The 19,220-nt window shown below is 55.8% G+C and carries 17 protein-coding genes and 1 pseudogene; 10 read left to right on the top strand and 8 right to left on the bottom strand.

Annotated features, from left to right (window positions below):
• Nucleotides 1–139: 139 nt before the first annotated feature.
• The 4 genes from GGR95_RS19150 to GGR95_RS06420 form a co-directional block, all read right to left on the bottom strand.
• Entirely contained in the window at nt 140–853 is a 714-nt protein-coding gene (locus GGR95_RS19150; RefSeq protein ID WP_184563996.1) for a CatB-related O-acetyltransferase, read from the bottom strand.
• Between the two features lie 80 nt (nt 854–933).
• Entirely contained in the window at nt 934–1,554 is a 621-nt protein-coding gene (locus tag GGR95_RS06430) for a glutathione S-transferase family protein (protein ID WP_184563994.1), read from the bottom strand.
• A 156-nt stretch (nt 1,555–1,710) separates the two neighbouring features.
• Nucleotides 1,711–3,837, bottom strand: coding sequence for a malate synthase G (locus GGR95_RS06425; RefSeq protein ID WP_184563992.1), 2,127 nt, complete (start codon nt 3,835–3,837; stop codon nt 1,711–1,713).
• A gap of 141 nt (nt 3,838–3,978) precedes the next feature.
• Nucleotides 3,979–4,164: a hypothetical protein gene (locus GGR95_RS06420; RefSeq protein ID WP_184563990.1), complete on the bottom strand. Its 186-nt coding sequence runs from the start codon at nt 4,162–4,164 to the stop codon at nt 3,979–3,981.
• Between the two features lie 115 nt (nt 4,165–4,279).
• Between GGR95_RS06420 and pepN the strand changes: the two genes are divergently transcribed.
• From pepN to GGR95_RS06405, 3 genes are read left to right on the top strand one after another with little or no spacing between them, the layout of a single operon-like run.
• On the top strand, nt 4,280–6,823 hold the full coding sequence (gene pepN, locus GGR95_RS06415) for an aminopeptidase N (protein ID WP_184563988.1): 2,544 nt from the start codon (nt 4,280–4,282) through the stop codon (nt 6,821–6,823).
• Nucleotides 6,820–7,557 (top strand): SDR family oxidoreductase, encoded by a 738-nt coding sequence (locus GGR95_RS06410; protein ID WP_184563986.1) that lies wholly within the window; start codon nt 6,820–6,822, stop codon nt 7,555–7,557. Before pepN ends, GGR95_RS06410 begins: the two co-directional genes overlap by 4 nt.
• Before the next feature lie 14 nt (nt 7,558–7,571).
• A complete protein-coding gene (locus tag GGR95_RS06405) occupies nt 7,572–8,102 on the top strand; it encodes a hypothetical protein (RefSeq protein ID WP_184563984.1) in 531 nt (176 codons plus the stop codon).
• Nucleotides 8,103–8,109: 7 nt separating this feature from the next.
• On the opposite strand, the gene GGR95_RS06400 is transcribed toward GGR95_RS06405, so the two are convergent.
• A complete protein-coding gene (locus GGR95_RS06400) occupies nt 8,110–8,901 on the bottom strand; it encodes a transglycosylase SLT domain-containing protein (RefSeq protein WP_246423309.1) in 792 nt (263 codons plus the stop codon).
• A gap of 328 nt (nt 8,902–9,229) precedes the next feature.
• On the opposite strand from GGR95_RS06400, the gene GGR95_RS18890 reads away from it, so the two are divergent.
• The gene (locus GGR95_RS18890; RefSeq protein WP_246423308.1) at nt 9,230–10,600 is read left to right on the top strand and encodes a hypothetical protein; all 1,371 of its coding nucleotides are present in this window, start codon (nt 9,230–9,232) and stop codon (nt 10,598–10,600) included.
• A gap of 108 nt (nt 10,601–10,708) precedes the next feature.
• Here the strand turns inward: GGR95_RS18890 and GGR95_RS06390 are convergent, their stop codons facing one another.
• Nucleotides 10,709–11,887 (bottom strand): DegT/DnrJ/EryC1/StrS family aminotransferase, encoded by a 1,179-nt coding sequence (locus GGR95_RS06390; protein WP_184563982.1) that lies wholly within the window; start codon nt 11,885–11,887, stop codon nt 10,709–10,711.
• 182 nt (nt 11,888–12,069) lie between these two features.
• Entirely contained in the window at nt 12,070–12,954 is an 885-nt protein-coding gene (locus GGR95_RS06385) for a DUF817 domain-containing protein (protein ID WP_184563980.1), read from the bottom strand.
• Between the two features lie 153 nt (nt 12,955–13,107).
• Here GGR95_RS06385 and gatB point away from each other — a divergent pair, with 153 nt between their 5' ends.
• From gatB to GGR95_RS18885, 6 genes and pseudogenes are all read left to right on the top strand, one after another.
• Complete coding sequence (gene gatB / locus GGR95_RS06380) at nt 13,108–14,619, top strand: Asp-tRNA(Asn)/Glu-tRNA(Gln) amidotransferase subunit GatB (RefSeq protein WP_184563978.1); 1,512 nt, start codon at nt 13,108–13,110, stop codon at nt 14,617–14,619.
• 25 nt (nt 14,620–14,644) lie between these two features.
• Complete coding sequence (locus GGR95_RS06375; protein WP_184563976.1) at nt 14,645–15,829, top strand: HPP family protein; 1,185 nt, start codon at nt 14,645–14,647, stop codon at nt 15,827–15,829.
• A 65-nt stretch (nt 15,830–15,894) separates the two neighbouring features.
• The gene (locus GGR95_RS06370; protein WP_184563974.1) at nt 15,895–16,374 is read left to right on the top strand and encodes a thioesterase family protein; all 480 of its coding nucleotides are present in this window, start codon (nt 15,895–15,897) and stop codon (nt 16,372–16,374) included.
• 320 nt (nt 16,375–16,694) lie between these two features.
• Nucleotides 16,695–16,889, top strand: a pseudogene (locus tag GGR95_RS19145) (helix-turn-helix domain-containing protein); the annotation flags it as partial.
• Between the two features lie 36 nt (nt 16,890–16,925).
• Nucleotides 16,926–18,356, top strand: coding sequence for a tetratricopeptide repeat protein (locus GGR95_RS06365; RefSeq protein ID WP_246423307.1), 1,431 nt, complete (start codon nt 16,926–16,928; stop codon nt 18,354–18,356).
• Nucleotides 18,357–18,479: 123 nt separating this feature from the next.
• Complete coding sequence (locus GGR95_RS18885; protein WP_246423306.1) at nt 18,480–18,965, top strand: DUF4177 domain-containing protein; 486 nt, start codon at nt 18,480–18,482, stop codon at nt 18,963–18,965.
• Here the strand turns inward: GGR95_RS18885 and GGR95_RS06355 are convergent.
• Nucleotides 18,962–19,219, bottom strand: coding sequence for a BolA family protein (locus GGR95_RS06355; RefSeq protein WP_184563970.1), 258 nt, complete (start codon nt 19,217–19,219; stop codon nt 18,962–18,964). The two genes, GGR95_RS18885 and GGR95_RS06355, sit on opposite strands and share 4 nt — an antisense overlap.
• Nucleotide 19,220: the final 1 nt, after the last annotated feature.

Raw genomic sequence — 19,220 nt, 5'->3', positions numbered from 1 at the left:
ATCGGTTTTTTACTGCGGCCTTGGTCAAGGCTGCCAATGCGGGACGAAGCCCACATGAGTTGAAGCTGCACCAAGGGCTGTCTTTGCAAGCGTTCTAAAAGGGTGGTTTTTGATGGACATTTTTTGTCACAAAAACATATCAAAGCATGAATTTGTTACGCATCAGTCGACCTATGCTAAACCTTTCTTCGGGAAGCTCAGGTTCTGTGGCACGAATTTCATCTACTTTTTTGAGAAGATCACTCGTCGAGGTTGGGTCGATCTCATCCCAAGCCGAAACGGGCAATGACCACCACTGAGAGGCTATTAGGTCTGCGGTTGTGGCGTCATCAAAGCGCTTTCTAATTATGCGAGCAGGAACGCCAGCCACTATCGTATAAGGCGGCACATCTTTTGTTACGACCGAATGTGCCGCAACGATACATCCGGTGCCGAGCTGCACACCATGTGCTAAAGTAACATTATCACCAACCCAGACATCATTACAGATGGTAACTTTCGGACCATGAGCATCAAATTCAGGAAAGTCTATTCTTTTGCTGCCCCAATTGCGGGCTCTGCCCTTACGATAGAATACGGGGCTAGTCGACGGCCATGCAGTTGGATGCTTATCCCCCATAACAGTCACGTTCCTGCCAATGGAGCAATACCGACCTATTTTTGAGATATGACCAAAGAAGCTTAAGGAGTAACTATATGCGCCCAGCGGCATAAAACCTTCTGAAAAGTGCTGGGTGTACCTTTCGAAAGTGGCACCATCGCCCCCCACTTCAGTGGTTGAGGTAATTCTCGGAAAAAATAATACGCCATATTTATTCAGGAGTATTTCTACATGACCCTTATCAATTATCATGTTCTACTTCTTCATCCTCATTTCTTAAACCTATGGTGCCTCACAAATAGTCGTTTTTGGAATATTTGAGCAATTAAATTTTACCGATCAAAATCGGCAAGTTGATCCCCCAGTGCTTTTTGGAATGCCGGTCGCGCTTCATTGCGATCTACATAGGCTTGAAGACTTGGAAAACCTGCGAGTGCACCTTCAGCGGCAACTTCCCGTAGAACGGTCGTCATTGCAATATCGCCTACTGTGAACGCGCCTTCGAGGTAATCTTTGATCCCAAGATTGTTTTCCAACGCGCGCAACCTGTCCTTTAGTTTTGTTGTTATCGCCTTTTTCAAGTCGTCCGACACTGCGTCGCGCAGGTGGATATAAGTCTGCGCATGTGGCTCGATTGAGTTGAGCGCTGCGAACACCCACGCGGCAATTTTTGCCTGCGCCGCCTGATCTGTGGGGCCAAGCGCCTTCGATGTGGTAGCGATATGAAGAATAATCGCGCCTGACTCAAACAGCTCTACCTCGCCATCACGAAATGCCGGAACCTGTCCGAATGGCTGCCATTTTAGATACAGGTCTGATTTTTGGGTTTCGCCATCAATCAGTTCAACCTCATATGGGATACCAGCCTCTTCGAGCGCCCATCGCAACCGCAAATCGCGCACGAACCCTCGCGCGAAGTCGGGAACCCATTTGAATGCTACGATCGTAGGCATAACGATTTCCTCATTTTAACCAGATTGATCGATTTTTCTGAAACCTACCTTAGGAAGTCGTTCAAAAAAACTCCCTTTTAGCCCACACATGTTTGCAAACACATGCCACATTGCAGAACATTAGCAATGTGGCCCCACGAGCCATACACAAAAACCTCAGGACGCTTTCAGCTCCAACCGACGCGCATGTAATACGGGTTCTGTATAACCGGAAGGTTGCGACGCCCCCTCCAGAACCAGATCGCAAGCCGCTTTAAATGCAATCCCGTCAAAAGATGGCGCCATCGCCCGATACAACGGATCACCCGCGTTTTGACGATCTACCACTTCCGCCATTTTACGCAGCCCCGCCATTACCTGATCTTCGGAAATCACACCATGGTGCAACCAGTTGGCCAAAGCCTGCGCCGAAATGCGGCAGGTGGCGCGGTCTTCCATCAGGCCCACATCGTTGATGTCAGGCACTTTTGAGCAACCAACCCCCTGATCCACCCAACGCACCACATAGCCAAGGATGCCTTGGGCGTTGTTTTCAATCTCGCGGGTGATTTCAGCGTCGCTTAAATTGCGGCCTGTCATCACGGGGATTGTCAGCAAATCTTCCAAAGTACCTCGCGCCCCGCCTGCGGCGATTTCATCCTGACGCGCCATCACGTCCACCGCGTGGTAATGCATGGCGTGTAGCGTGGCCGCTGTGGGCGATGGCACCCAAGCACAGGTTGCGCCTGATTTGGGGTGGCCGATTTTGGCTTCCAACATATCCGCCATCAGATCAGGCATCGCCCACATGCCTTTGCCAATCTGCGCACGGCCCTTCAGCCCACAAGCCAGACCAATATCCACGTTACGATCTTCATAGGACGCAATCCAAGCCGCGCTTTTCATTTCGCCTTTGGGCACCATCGGCCCCGCTTGCATAGAGGTGTGGATTTCATCACCTGTACGGTCCAAGAACCCCGTATTGATGAAGGCCACCCGCGATTTCGCCGCATGGATACACGCAGCCAGATTGACAGAGGTGCGGCGCTCTTCGTCCATAATGCCCAGTTTGACAGTATCGGCAGGTAGGCCCAGCGCCTTTTCCACATGCGTAAAGATTTCGTCAGCAAAGCCCACTTCTTCAGGGCCATGCATCTTGGGTTTGACCACATAGACCGACCCGCTCAGCGAATTACCGCCCTCGCGCTTTAGGTCATGCATCGCGATGAGCGTGGTCACCATCGCATCCATCAACCCTTCGCCAACCTCCAGTCCGTCACGGTCCAGCACAGCAGGGTTGGTCATCAAATGCCCGACATTACGCACCAACATCAGCGAGCGCCCTTTGAGCGTCAGCGCCCCCCCGTCGGGCGCAGTATAGCTGCGGTCAGGGTTCATCGCGCGGATGACGGTTTTGCCACCTTTCTCAAAGCTCTCTTCCAGATCGCCGCGCATCAGGCCCAGCCAGTTGGAATATGCCACAACCTTATCCTCGGCATCCACTGCCGCGACGCTGTCTTCGCAATCCATGATCGTGCTGATCGCGGCCTCCAACATCACATCTGCCACATGGGCAGGATCGGTTTTACCGATAGCGTGGGAGGCGTCGATCACGACTTCAATGTGTAACCCGTTATTTTTCAGCAAAATTGCCTCGGGCGCATCTACGTCGCCACGATACCCTGCAAATTGCGCAGGATCACGCAAGGCTGGCACCAATGCCCCGGCCTCAACGCGGTATCCCGTTACATCCACATGGCTGCCTGCGGCCAGCGGCGCGGCCTCATCCAGAAATGCCTTAGCCTTCGCAACCACACGTGCGCCGCGCGCTGTGTCATAGCCACCGCCACGGGGCAAATCGCCCAGCGCATCGGTGCCGTAAAACGCATCATACAGCGATCCCCAGCGTGCATTGGCAGCATTCAGTGCAAAGCGCGCATTCATAATCGGCACCACCAATTGCGGGCCGGGGATATTGGCAATCTCTGGGTCTACGTTCTGTGTATCAATCTGAAACGGTGCGACCTCTGGCACCAGATAACCGATTTCCTTCAGAAACGCGGTATAGGCAGCCGCATCATGGGTCTGGCCCTGATGTGATTTATGCCAACCATCAATCTGACCTTGGAGTTCGCTACGTTTGTTCAGCAACGCGCGGTTCTTGGGTCCCAGATCATGCACCAGCGCCGAAAATCCGCTCCAGAACGCATCAGCGCTTACTGCCAAGCCACCCAACGCCTGTTTCTCAATGAAATCGGCCAATTGCGTGTCTACTTGCAGGCCCTTGCGGTCTACTCTTTGCATGATCTGTCTCCTCGTGCGCGCACCAAAGTTTCCGATAGGAAAGCTAGGTTCATCGCAAGACAAGCGCAACCATCAATGAATGCAAAGGCCAAACTATCCGCTCTGGCGTCATACCACCATCATCAGAGCAACCCGCTCGGATTATTCTGCAACAACAGGCGTTGCCGCATCTGTTTCCCCCTCAATCGCGACTTCGTCACTGCTCAAGCTATATGCAATAATCGCCAGCAGCATAAGAATGCCAAAGGTGATTGCACCCTTGATCCCAATCAAGGACGGACGATGGTTCTTTTCTTGCTTTTCCACGTTTGTATCAGGCGCAGACATGCTCACTTCTCCTTTTGCTAAATCCCTGCCTTGCAGGCGGGGTGTCACGGATTTAACGTGCGCGCCGATACAATGGTTCCAAAGAGGACCAGCCAGCATACTCAGGAGCCTCCCTATGCGCGACGCCGCCCCCCAAACGATCTACCTCAAAGATTACACCGCTTTTGGCTGGCATGCTCAAAGTGTCGCTCTGGAGTTTACCCTAGACCCGCATAAAACCCGCGTGCGCAGCCGCATCGCCTTTACCCCTAATCCAGATGCCCCTGCGCAGGATTTCTTTTTGCACGGCGAGGCTTTGGCCCTGATATCAGCCAAGATCGACGGTCAAGACGTCACCCCCACGCTGACCGATGGCGGCCTCACCTGCGCTGTGCCTGCGGCCCCCTTCATCTGGGAATGCGAAGTAGAGATTGATCCCGCCAATAACACCGCGCTTGAGGGTCTCTATATGTCGAATGGCATGTATTGCACCCAATGTGAGGCCGAAGGCTTTCGCAAGATCACCTATTACCCCGACCGTCCTGATGTGATGTCCGTGTTCACCGTCACCATCAACGGCCCGCACCCTGTGCTGTTGTCCAACGGTAACCCCGTCACGGCGTCTGAAAACCATGCCGAGTGGCACGATCCATGGCCCAAACCCGCCTATCTCTTTGCGCTGGTGGCGGGTGACCTGATCGCCCATGAGGGGCAGTTCACCACCAAATCAGGCCGCGACGTGGCGCTGAACCTCTATGTGCGTCCGGGCGATGAGGGCAAATGCGCCTTTGGCATGCAGGCGCTAAAAGATTCGATGAAATGGGATGAAGACGTCTACGGACGTGAATATGATCTGGACCTGTTCAACATCGTTGCTGTGGATGATTTCAACATGGGCGCGATGGAGAATAAAGGTCTGAACATCTTTAACTCCTCTGCCGTTCTGGCCTCACAAGCCACCTCAACCGATCTCAATTTTGAACGGATCGAGGCGATCATCGCACATGAGTATTTTCACAACTGGACAGGCAACCGCATCACCTGCCGTGATTGGTTCCAATTGTGCCTGAAAGAAGGGCTGACCGTTTTCCGCGACAGTCAGTTCACCTCGGATATGCGCAGCGCAGAGGTCAAGCGCATCGGCGATGTGATCGACCTGCGTGGCCGCCAGTTTGCCGAAGACCAAGGCCCGTTGGCCCATCCGGTGCGCCCTGAAAGTTTCCAAGAAATTAACAATTTCTACACCGCCACCGTCTACGAAAAAGGCGCGGAGGTGATACGGATGCTAAAAACGCTGGTTGGTGATCAGGCCTATGCCGATGCGGTAGCGCTCTACTTTGACCGCCATGATGGTCAGGCCTGCACCATAGAGGATTGGCTGCAAGTGTTCGAAGATACCACTGGCCGCGATCTGTCACAGTTCAAACGCTGGTATTCCCAAGCAGGCACACCGCGCCTAAGCGTGAGCGAAACCTATGCCGATGAAACACTCACATTGACCTTCAATCAAACCACCCCGCCCAGCGCTGCCACCGCTGATCCGCAGCCCTATGTGATCCCTGTGGCTGTGGGCTTGATCGGCGCTGATGGCGACGAAGTCCTGCCCACCACCATTCTGGAGATGACCCAAGCCGAGCAGAGCTTTACCTTCTCAAACCTTCCCATTCGTCCCGCCGCCTCTATCCTGCGCGGTTTCTCTGCGCCTGTTGTGCTGGCCCATGATGCTGATAATGCGCATTTGCTGGCCCATGACACAGACAGCTTTAACCGCTGGGAGGCAGGCCGCACCTTGGCCCGTAACGCGCTGCTGGGCATGATCACCAAAGGCACCCGCCCTGATCCGGCCTATCTGGATGGCATCTATACATTGGTGAATGACACCACCCTTGATCCCGCCTACCGCGCCTTGATGTTGGGCCTGCCATCGCAATCGGAACTGGCCAATGCCCTGCATGAAGCAGGCCATACACCTGAACCCGATATTATCCACGCCGCAGTAGAAACCATGCGCGAGGCATTGGCCAAAAAGCTGGGCGATGCCCTGCCCGAACTCTATGCCGCCAACCAAGTGTCCGACAGCTATCAACCCGACGCCACCCAATCTGGTGCGCGGGCACTGGGCAATGCCGCATTGTCGCTGCTCACCCGCCGCGACGCAGGCGCGCAGGCGCAGGCACAATATGACAGCGCCGACAACATGACCCAGCAACTGGCTGCCCTTGCCAATCTGATCCGTGCAGGGCGCGGTGATACGGCTGTAAAAGCGTTTGAAACCCAGTGGAAAGACGACCGACTGGTGATGGATAAATGGTTTGGCCTGCAAGTCATCGAAGCTGATCCCGAAGACGCCTTTGAGGTGGCCGCTGGCCTGACAGAGCATCCCGATTTCAACTGGAAAAACCCCAACCGCTTCCGCGCCGTCTTCGGCAGCCTTGCGCTGCACCACGCAGGGTTCCACCATGCCTCTGGCGCCGGCTATGCGCTGCTGGCGGATTGGCTGATCAAACTTGATCCGGTAAACCCGCAGACCACCGCCCGCATGTGCAGCGCCTTCCAGACATGGAAACGCTATGACACCGACCGCCAATCCCTGATCAAAGCCCAGGTGCAACGCATCCTTGCCACCCCGAACCTCAGCCGTGACACAACGGAAATGCTCAGCCGGATCATATCCGCATGAGCCGCCCCCTGTGCCTGATCACAGGGGCGTCGGCAGGTATTGGCGCGGCCTGCGCCACCCTTGCGGCTGAACGGGGGTATGACCTTGTCCTGACCTATAACAGTGACAAGGCAGGGGCGCAGGCGGTTGCGGCTGCCTGTGAGGCGCTTGGCGCGGCGGTGCGCATTGTTCAGGCGGATGTTGCTGACCCTGCCGCGATAGATACAGTCTTTGCCGCAGTTGACGCAGCTGGACCGTTGGACGCGTTGATCAATAACGCGGGCATCGTTGGCACGGCGATCCGCGTGACCGACCTGACCCATGATCGCTTGCGCCAGATGTTTGACGTTAATGTCATCGGCGCCATGCTGGTGGCCGCCGCCGCCGTCAAACGGATGGAGCCGCGACAAAAAGGCGTGATCGTCAACATCACCTCTGCCGCTGCGCGCCTTGGCTCGGCCAATCAATACGTCGATTACGCCGCCACCAAAGCCGCGATGGATATTTTCACCAAAGGTCTCTCGGATGAAGTGGCCGGAACAGGCCTGCGCGTCATGGCCGTGGCCCCCGGATTGATCGAAACAGGAATTCACGCCAAAGGCGGTGATCCTGACCGCGCTGCCCGATTAGCAGGCAATGTTCCCATGCAACGCACAGGAAATGCATCCGAAGTCGCGCAAACTGTGCTATGGTTGTTGTCAGATCAAGCCAGCTATGTCACCGGATCGGTGTTAAACGTCACTGGCGGCAGGTAATATAAGGTCTCTATATGCTTACCATACTTCTCCTCTGCGGCGCTGCGGTTATAGGCTTTGTCACCTTACGCTATTTCCAACGAGGGCCGTATCTGGCCGCTGGCCGTTTCAATGCCCCTGCCCCTGTGCGCGCCGCCGCCAAACGATTGGAATACTCCGCCCAACCCAATGTACATGCAATCAACTGCATCAATTCTGCCGAACTCTGCGTGACCGCTATGGCCGTCGCCTTTGCCCAAATGGATGACAACACCCCAATGTCCGAGGCAACATTGATCGCTTCGACCCAGCGCCATCTACAGTTGAGCCCAGAACAGGCCAGTGACATGACAACGCTAGGTTTTTGGTTGGTGGAACAAGGACAAGGCCCGACACCCGCCTTTCAACGCCTGACCAAACGGCTGAAACAACTGGATCATGGGCCGTATTTTGGCAAAATGATGAATGTAATCGGCGATGTCAAAGCAACAGGCACCAAAGGTATGGCCAGCCCGCGACAGGCCGACGCCATGGGCGCATTGGCACGCATTTTCCGCACCGCTTGATCCCGGATCAGGGCCGTGCGCGGGGCCGTGTGCTGCTGCGCAATTTGCAATAATTCTGTTTTCGCAACCAGTTAGACATGTCTCTGCGCTTGGCCTCGCTGCGCATCGGACCCCAATCCGCCGACACACCACGCCACTTGCTGTCGCGCCCGTGAATCACCCCATCGCGTTTGACCGTATAGGCCATGATCCGCACCCCACAACTCAGATTCGCCGCTCCGTTTTTAAGCGCCTCTCCGGTCCCTACATTGCATTTGTAGCCGCGTGCTGTGGCAGGCAGAATTTGCAACAGCCCATACCATTTGCCGCCGCCACCCACAGCCCATGGCTTGTAAGTGCTCTCGAATTTGGCCAGCGCCGACAGATAGCCCACCCAAAAGGCACGCCTGTCGCTATCGGTGTTGGTGGCATAGGCAGGGCACCAATTTTCGATGTCACGCGGCACCATTTCCACCAACGGACTACCGTAGTCCTTTAGCGCCGCAAGCGCCGCGCGGGTCCAGATCGCATTGCCCGGCATATGCTGCCACCGGGTACGCGGTAATTTCTCTGATCGTGCCACAGGGCGTACGGGCATCATCGCCTCACCAATCCCCTGTCCTTTTAGGGGTGCAGCAAGTGCCACAACAGGCTCAGGTTTGGCATCAGCGATCACAGCCGGAACTTGCGCGTGCACCGTCCCGACCTTCAGTGACAGCACCAGCAACACCACCCCCGCCATACGTGATGAACGCACGTTCACCAGCTTGAAAGGTGCATTTTTTGTAGGGTCGGCAGAGCCATCAAAAGTCGGTTTCATAAAGCAGAGTATGATACGCGACCCTCCCCCCTGACAAGAGCATTACCAGCACATAGAACGCCCATTGCGCACCCTTACGCAACATTCTGCCACTTTGGGTACAATCATCGCTTAAAACGAAACAAAACTGCCCTATTCATGAAAAACGACCAACGCCTTGCCCGCGCAACTTCGTGACTTCACCGCTAGAACGCCATTTTCACGCCCTAATGTCCGCCCAATATGATCCTACCAATCACTCCTTAATCATAGTGGACTGAAAATAATGAAAATGGCCTCTCTTTTATGTAAGCTCCCGGTTTTTTTTGCCCCCAAGACCCAAAAACCCATGCCCGTTGCATCAAAGTTTGAGACCTTGGAGACAGGCCAGCCAAAAGCCGCTTCAAAAGACCAACGGCCCATGCCGTCACCGTTTCGTGCGCATCGCAAATCAAAATCCAATGCCTCTGCTGCGCAGGGCTTCCCGCTTGCCGCGTCTGTTTCCAGTGCACCTGCCCCCGCAAAGCAAGAACAACCGCTTGTGGAAGCAAAAGGAAACAACCGTTTACTGCACAAACTCACGATTCCTTGTCCTGATCCCACGCTTGAAGACCGCACACGTGACGCCTATCAGAACACCGCATTGAAACTTGTCCGCCAAGAGGACTGGACAAAACTATCCGCGCTGATCGCAACAGCCGACCTTGACCGCAGCATGACCCCCGGCGGGATGTCTGTTGCAGAACTGATGGCCTTTGGCGCACGCGCCGATGCTGTTCTGGCTGTTGAGCACGCCCTTCTGGATCGCTCTCCTCCCAGCGATGCGCCGATGTTTAGCGGAATTGAGGCGTTCGAATTTGTCCTTGAAGAACACTCAGATGATTATGTCGTGGGTTGCATCGTCGCTTTGGCACATATGGATATGGCATGGAGCTGGCGCGGCATTGGCTGGGACGTTGAAATCGCCCCACGCAACCGCGAAGCATTTGATGCCCATTTCTCCCGCGCCCGCGAAATTCTGAGCAAGTTTGAAGGCAAGGAAAAAACATCTCCCCTCTTTGCCAGCACGGCCTGTGCCTTGCTGCGCGGTGACAGCAAAAAAACACATTCGGTGGCAGACAGCTATCAAGCGCTGATTGATCTGAACCCCGAAAACACAGGACCATTGCGCGCCCTTGGCACCAATATGCTGCCGCGTTGGTATGGCTCCTATGTGGGTCTTGAGCTGGAAGCCCGCCGCACGGCGGCACGCACGCAAGACATCTGGGGCGCAGGTGGCTATACGTGGGTTATGTTCGATGCCATCAGCGTTGATGACCAAGCCTGCGCACGGCTGGACCTCCCCTTTTTCATAGAGGGTCTGCGCGATATCGTCTCACGTCGGCCAGATCCCCACACGGTTAACCTACTTGCCGCTTATTGCGCCAATACCATGGGGCAGGCTTGTTCGGGTGATGACGATGCCGATCACATCCGTGGCCAGATTGCAGGCTGTGCGGATTGGCTGGTCCGTGAATACCTGACAGAGCTCCATCCGATGATCTGGGCCCATGCGGCACAGGGTTTTGCCAATAACCTGCGTGTGGCTTCTGCCAACCGCTTTGCCGCCGCAGGGCAGGAAGATGCCTTGCGCATCATCACCAACCTGTTCAAGCGCGAAATTGATGAAGGCAAACAAATCACATTTACGGATCAAGGCCCCGTGGCCACTGCCTGCTGATCCACTCTTTAGCCAGAGCATTAAGCGAAATAAGCCACCCCCGCGATGCGCGGACGTGGCTTATGTAGAACGTGGCATTTGCCAATTCAGGCAGTGCTACGCAGGATATCAGGCCGCGTCAGCCGCCATAATCGTGTCCATCGCCGCCAGCAGGGTTTGCGCCACAGTGGTGCATTCCTCAACTTCCAGACGCGCAGGCAGGCGCACATCACAGGCACGGCTCAGCATGGCACGTGTCAACGGCAGTTCTGGCAGATCGCCGAGGAACTTCCAGTTCCAGAACGCCCGCGCATTGTCTTGGGTGCGGCCAAATACTTCGGCTTTCAGGCCCAGCGCAGCCGCTTGAGAGACAAAGGCATCAACCTGTGCGTCACTCATCCCTACCAGATTAAACTGGATGGAATCCGGCGCGCGTTCTTCTGGCGCAAGTGACTTTGGCACATCAATCCAAGGGCTTTGTTGCAACAGCTGCGCCACATGATCATGGTTGCGCCGCCCGTCACGAACCCGACGTGCCAAAACGTCCAACTGCGGACGGATCAAGGCCGCCGACAGCGTGTTCAAACGCAGGTTATACAGCGGCAGTTCATTCTGCCATTTGGTAAACGACTCTTGCAGCACCGGATGTTTCTTCCAGTTGTATTCATAAGCACCCGACATAATCACAGCCCGTGCCACCAGATCAGCATCGTCAGTGATCAGGATACCGCCCTCACCCGCGTTCAACAGTTTGTAAGACTGGAAGCTAAAGCACCCGATCTTACCAATCGTGCCAATGTTGCGCCCCGCCCATGTTGTACCAAGGCTATGCGCCGCGTCTTCGATCACAGGGATGCCCTGCGCATCGCAGGCCGCCATAATCGCATCCATGTCGGACGTATGGCCGCGCATGTGGCTGATGATCACGGCTGAACAGGATGGCAGCTTGGCGTGGAAATCTTCCAGATCAATGCGGTAATCCGGCCCACATTCACACAGCACAGGCACCAGTTCCGCATGCACAACCGATGATGGCACCGCCGCAAAGGTAAACGCAGGAATCAGCACTTTGGCATCACGTGGCAATTCCAGTGCTTTCAGCGACAAAAACAGCGCCGCCGAGCAAGAGGAAACCGCCAGAGCAAATTTGCTGCCCAGCGCTTGGGCAAACTCTGCCTCCAGCAAGGCCACGGGGGAACCCTCAGAAGTGTAACGAAACAAATCGCCACTCTGTAGAATCCGCTCTACTTCGGCCTGCGCCGCCGCTGGAATAGGCTCCGCTGCGGTTAAATTAGGTAACTTGGGCATAGCTCATTGGCCTCCACCGGAAAAACGTCAGTTCTCTTACGACTAAATTACGCAAATTGCCATATCGCACAATAGGGCCAAGGCTTTTGTCAAGAAACTGACACATAACTGCGCATTTGTTGCAACCAGCTAACAGCAGGCATTAGAGTACCCCTTTGCTTGGTCACAACACCATGGCGGCCCTACTCCCGCCCCTTGCCAGAAGGGGCATCCGCGATCTTGGGATTGCTAATTGGCTCTTTGATCAGCGCCTCGCGTGTAACCAATGTCACCGTGACAAAACTGACATAGAGCAACAGATACCATGACCCCATCTTTGCCAAGCTCACAAAACTCAGGCCATCCGTCCCTGCATAAACCCATGTGCCCGTGCCTGTGCCTACATTCTCGGCAACCCACAAAAAGAAACTGGTGAAAAACGCCGCCACAGGGAGCGGCATCCAATAGTATTTTTGTGCGATGCGAAACCAGACACGCGTACGGATAAAAAGAATAAATGTCGCAGCAAACAGCAAGAGGCGTATGTCAAAGATATAGTGATGCGTGAAGAAATTTAGATAAATCGCCGCGCCAAGGATAAATGTCATCCAAAACGGGGGATATGGCGCAAATCGCATGTCAAAAATCCGGATCACCCGCGCCATGAACGACCCAACAGACGCATACATAAATCCGGAAAACAGCGGCACGCCCCACAGCTTGAAAAACCCGGGTTCAGGATAGGCCCAACTGCCCATTTTCACTTTATATATTTCCATCGCCGTGCCGGTGATGTGAAACAGCAAGATCACCCGCGCCTCTGTCAAACTCTCAAGCTTGAATATCAAAAACAGCACTTGCAGACTGATTGCATAGACAAAAAGCGCATCATAACGCTGGATCACCCAAGCATCGTCCCAGATCAAATCCGACACGATAAGCCCGCCCAACATCAGCGCGGCAAACAGACAGGCCCACGCCTGCTTTAACGTGAACATGATCAATTCAGCAACTGGCCTTGGCAGAATGCGGCGGGTTGCATCGCCAAGACGGCGTTCTATTTGACGGGTCGATTGCTGTATTTTCATCGCGCGTTAGTCGCATATCGCGGCTGATGTTTACAATATGCTAAAACTTACGGCCCCCTATCACGAGTATTCATGAACACGGCCTCCCCCTCTTGCTTGCCCCCCTTCTCGGCGCTAAACCCACCTCAACACTCATTGATAAGGCGCACTCCCATGCTCGATCTCACCTACGATACCCCCAAAGTCCGCACCATTGCGGGGGCAAAACAAGACTGGGAGCTGGTGATCGGCATGGAAGTCCATGCGCAGGTCTCCTCCAAGTCCAAGCTGTTCTCTGCCGCCTCCACCAAATTCGGCGCCGAACCAAACAGCAACGTGGCCTTTGTGGATGCCGCAATGCCCGGCATGTTGCCCACCATCAACGAATTCTGCGTAGAACAAGCCGTGCGCACGGGCCTAGGCCTCAAGGCGCAGATTAACCTTTGGTCCGCCTTTGACCGTAAAAACTACTTCTACCCTGACCTGCCCCAAGGGTATCAGATTTCCCAGCTGTACCACCCCATCGTGGGCGAAGGCGAAGTGCTGGTTGAAATGGGTGACGGCACCGCGCGTCTGGTCGGCGTTGAGCGTATCCACCTAGAACAAGACGCAGGCAAATCCATTCACGACATGGACCCGAATATGTCTTTTGTGGATTTGAACCGCACAGGCGTCGCCCTGATGGAGATCGTCTCGCGCCCTGACATTCGCGGTCCAGAAGAGGCTGCGGCCTATCTCGCCAAACTGCGCCAAATCCTGCGTTATCTGGGCACTTGTAACGGTGACATGCAGTCGGGCGCGATGCGCGCCGACGTGAACGTGTCCATCTGCGCCCCCGGCCAATATGAGAAATACAAAGCCACAGGCGATTTCGGCCACCTTGGCACGCGCTGCGAGATCAAGAACATGAACTCCATGCGCTTTATCCAACAAGCGATTGACGTCGAAGCAAAACGCCAGATCGCCATCGTTGAAGCAGGCGGCGAAGTCACGCAGGAAACACGCCTGTTTGACCCAGACAAACAAGAAACGCGTTCCATGCGCTCCAAAGAAGAAGCCCATGATTACCGCTATTTCCCCGATCCCGACCTGCTGCCGCTGGTGATCGAACAGTCATGGGTGGACGAGATCGCCGCCACCCTTCCAGAATTGCCAGACGCCAAAAAGGCGCGTTTCATCAATGACTTTGGCCTGTCCGATTATGACGCCTCCGTTTTGACCGCCGATCTGGATTCCTCCAGTTACTTTGAGGAAACCGCCCAAGGCCGTGACGGCAAAATGACCGCCAACTGGGTGATTAACGAACTCTTTGGCCGTCTCAAGAAAGACGAAAAAGACATCTCTGACTCCCCCGTCACACCTGCCCTGCTGGGCGGCATCATTGACCTGATCGCCTCCGATGCGATCAGCGGAAAAATCGCCAAAGACGTGTTTGAAATCACCTACACCACAGGCCGCGATCCCGCCGAAGTGGTGGAAACCGAAGGCCTGAAACAAGTCACCGACACGGGCGCAATCGAGGCCGCAGTGAATGACATCATCGCCGCCAACCCCGACCAAGTCGCCAAAGCCCGCGAAAACCCCAAACTCGCTGGCTGGTTTGTCGGTCAGGTGATGAAAGCCACAGGCGGCAAGGCCAACCCCAAAGCCGTGAACGAACTGGTCGCGAAAAAGCTGCAAGAGTAAGCCACGTGCAGGCCATCCCCCTGCCATGAGCCCTTTGCGCAAATTTCTACGCACCATCGGCCCCGCAATCCCCGCCGCAGCACCGCTTGAGATGCTGCGCGCGGGCCTCGGCGCGCTGGTGGCTCTGGCCGTTACAGGCCTGATCGTCCTGCTCCCCGCTTTCGACAAAACCCTCGGCCTCTACCTCATCGCCCCCTTCGGAGCGAGCGCGGTCCTCCTTTTCGCGGTCCCCAACAGCCCGCTGGCGCAACCTTGGTCCGCGCTTGTTGGCAATACGCTGGCCGCGCTGATCGGGGTTGCCGTTTGCCTCACCATTCCCCACCCCGCGCTGGCCGTGGCGCTGGCCGTGGGCCTCACCATCGCCGCCACAATCGCCTGCCGCGCTGTGCATCCGCCCGCAGGCGCCGTCGCCATGACCGCCGTTCTCAATCCCGATGCAGTGGCCGATCTGGGCTTCGGCTTTGCCCTTGCCCCTGTTGGTGCAGGCACGCTGGCGCTGGTGATCCTCGCCGCCGCCTATGCCCGCCTGACAGGCCGCCGCTATCCCTTTCGCCAGTTTGACGATCCCAACACCCACGGCACAAATGACCCCGCCCCGTCCGAACGCTTGGGCCTCTCCGAGGATGAGCTAAAAGCAATTCTCAGCACCTACAGCCAATCCTTTAACCTAGGTGTAGAAGACCTCGCCCGTCTGGTGGGGGCCGCCGAAATGCAGGCCGCCACCCATGCAACAGGCCCCATGACCGCCGCCGATATCATGTCGCGTGACCTGATCACCGTCACCGCCAATACCTCGGGCAGTCAGATCGCCGCCCTCTTCCAACACCACCGCTTCACCTCCCTGCCCGTGGCTGACCCGCAAGGCACCTATCTGGGCATCATCTTGCAAATCGACCTGATCGTGAAAGGCAGCCAAGACGCCACGCGCACCAGAGGCAGGTTTATGCCCGCCCTCTCCAACATCTTGCGCCGTGACAGCAACGCGCCCCTGCGGGCAGATCAATTGATGCAATCAAATGGCCCCCGCGCCACCCCCGACACCAGCATGGCTGTCCTGCTGGGCCTGATGGCTGACGGTGAAACCGACGCTGTTCCGGTACTCGAGCACGACAAAATCACCGGCATCGTGACCCGCACCGATATGATCGCCGCGCTGGCCCGTCACAGCCGCAGCACGGATGCGCCACAAAACAATACGGTTGCGGATTGAAACTTGCCTAAACTTGCAGCACCTTGAGGATGAACACGTAAACAATCACATGCACGAGGCCCGCCATGACCGCACTTCCCCACTCCGCCCCGATGACCGTCCTGCCTGAATGGACCGACTATAACGGGCATATGAACATGGCCTATTACTCGGTCCTCATGGATGAAACCGTCGGCGAAGCCTATAGCGAGGTCGGCCTTGGCCCCACCTACCGCGACAGCACAGGCTTCACGACCTATATCGCCGAATTCCACATCCGCTATCTGCGCGAACTCCACGAAGGCGACCGCGTCACCGCCACCGTTCACCTGATTGATTACGACAGCAAACGCTTTCACATCTTTCAACAACTCTGGCACGAAGACGGCTGGCTGGCCGCAACGGGCGAAGGCCTGACCCTGCACATCGACCAAAACGGCGACACCCCCAAAGTCGCCCCCATGCCCGAAGAAATCCTCGCCAAATTCGCCGCCATGACCGAAGCGCAAAAACATCTGCCCACCCCCGAAGGCGTGGGCCGCAAGATCGGAATTGTGCGGAAGTAACCCCTACCGCTGTACCACCAACATCAGATAAAGACCAATGTGCAGTCGCTGCCGTCAACCACAGATCAATGAATACTAACACGGGAAAACAAGCAGTTAAGGCAATCACTGCAATATATCATTAAGTTAATAGAATGATATATTGCATAATTTTTTTAAAGTGATATATATCAACTCAGAAAGGAGATTGATATGTCACTCATTGTCATCGTATCATGGCTAAACGTCATTGGCGGCACCGCAACAGTCCTCGCAGGTATCCTATCCTTAATCTATCTCAGTTAGAGAGATAAAAATTGAAGACACCTAACGACAAAAATATGAGCTTTGGCACCTTGCTTGGACAGCTAGTCCGAGCAAGGCGTTTGCAGTTGGAAATGAGCCAATCCCAACTGGCTAAAACAACAGGGACGACGCAGGTCAGCATTTCGAGGCTAGAAGGCGGTAACATTGAGTCCCCACATTCTTCTACGATTGAGAAACTTTCATCCGCATTGCACCTTAAGCGCAGTGAGCTAGAGCGACTTCGCAGCACTCCAAATCAGAACACATTGGCTAGCATCCTAGCCCAAGCATCAAACCTAACCGACTTACCCTCCCTTGAGATCGATGTCTCATCAATCTCAAGTCACCTCTTTGATCTCAATGCCCTTAAGCGCGAAGAGTTGCAAAACCTTGCCGCCCGCTTTGCCATAGACGATTGCTTCACTCTCCCCGACGCAGAGCTCCGCCGCCTGCTCACCCAAAAAGCCGAAGAATACCGCGCCCTGAAGTCCGAGGTCGACGCCATCCCCGACACGATGAAGCGCCTCTCCAATCTCAAAGCTGCCGCCCAAGACGCGATTGACCGCGTTGATCTGGAAGAGGTCGAAAACCTCATGGCCATGGTGCATGAGGTGGAATTAGAAGAAGCCGCCAAATCCGCCGAAATCCGCGCCGACACCGCCCTGCTACGCGGCAAGGTCGAAGACGCCTACCGCTACGTCTGCGCCGCCGCTGACAGTTTCGCCGCCGTTGATCCCATCGCGCCAGCGCTCAAGCGGCTGGACTACTTTAACACGCTCTACAGCCATGGCTTACGCTATGGCAGTACAGGCTTGGTCCACGCTGCGCAAATGATCCGCGATGCTTTGGACAAACTGGATAAGTCTGCCTACCCACTTCCTTGGTCAACCGGCCAAAACATGCTCGCCGTCACGTTGGCGGCACAGGCCAGACGGGTCGAAGGGGCCGAGGGCACAGCGCTGCTGGCACAATCCGTCACCGCATACCACGACGTGCTAGAGGTGCTCACCCGCAAGGACCATGCCATGAGCTGGGCTGCGACGCAAAACAACCTCGCAAACGCACTCCAAGACCAAGCCAACCGCAGCGAAGGGGCCGAGGGCGCGGCACTACTGGCACAATCCGTCACAGCATACCGCAACGCGCTAGAGGTCTATACCCGCAAGGATCATCCTAAGGACTGGGCGATGACGCAAAACAACCTCGGCGTGTCCCTGCGAAAGCAGTCAACACGGATTGAAGGTAAAGAGGGCGCTGCACTGCTGACACAATCCGTCACAGCATACCGCAGCGCGCTAGAGGTCCGTACCCGCAAGGATAATCCCGAAGACTGGGCCGCAACGCAAATAAACCTCGGAAGCGCGCTGCATACCCAAGCCCTCCGCTCCAAAGGGACAGAGGGCGCGGAACTGCTGACACAAGCCGTCACCGCATACCGCAACGCGCTAGAAGTGCTCACCCGCACCGACCACCCTGTGCAGTGGGCCATGACGCAAGAAAACCTCGCTATCGTCCAGACAGGTATCGCCATCCATGACACTTGCCTTGATCCACGCCCGCCCCTCATCGCGGCTCTGGAGGCTGTTGACCTCGCCCTCACCGTTTTCGACCCCGTTCACATGTCCTTTAACCACGCCAAAGCCATCCGCGTGCGCAACATAATCCAAGCAAAACTCGACGCCCTGCCGCCTGTGTGATGCGCCCGGTCGGTGTACAGGTGGTGCACAGGCGGTGTACGCAAAGCACACCCGCCCAAACACCCCTGTTCCCTTTCAGGCGGCACCGCGTTAAAACACCTAAAACCACCAAAGGTCCTGTTCATGATCCGTTACGAATACAAGGTTGTTCCCGCCCCCTCCAAAGGCATCAAAGGCAAAGCTATCCGCGGCGCGGAGGCGAGGTTTTCATTTGCAATACAAGAACTTATGAACGGAATGGCAGGCTATGGATGGGAATATCAGCGCTCCGAAACGCTGCCCTCGATTGAACGCGCGGGCCTGACAGGCACCACCACCGAATGGCGCAACGTGCTGGTGTTCCGCCGCCCCCGCACAGATGACGCCGACGCGTTCCAGCCACAGCTCCTCCCGGCCCCTGCCGTGATGTCAGAAGGCACTGAAAACAAACAGACTCTTGCCCAATTGATGGCCGACGAAGACGCCGCCCTCAACGAAGACCCCGCCAACGTAGGCGCCTCCCTAAGCGCCCTCGCCCAAGCCCGCAGCCTGATCACCAAACCCGTTGAGGATGAGGCCGATCAAGAGGACGAAGAGGCCGAGGAAACTGAAGTCATTTCAAAGGATTAAGGCGTAATATCCAGCGATAATGCATGGATACGCCCGATCAAATCAGCCCCCAATGCCGCATGCACAGCACGGTGTTTAGCCAATCGGCTGAGCCCCGCAAAATCAGGCGCGCAAATCGCCACATCAAAATGAGTCTCTCCGCCCTCGCGAAACCCCGCATGACCACGATGCGCCTCGCTCACATCTTCAACCCTAAGTTCAGTCACGGCAAAAGCCGCACGCAATGCAGTTTCAATCTGGTCGCTTATCGGCATA

The sequence above is a fragment of the Sulfitobacter undariae genome (genome assembly GCF_014196805.1).
GTDB lineage: Bacteria > Pseudomonadota > Alphaproteobacteria > Rhodobacterales > Rhodobacteraceae > Sulfitobacter > Sulfitobacter undariae.
This window is presented reverse-complemented; position numbering and strand designations above follow the sequence as displayed.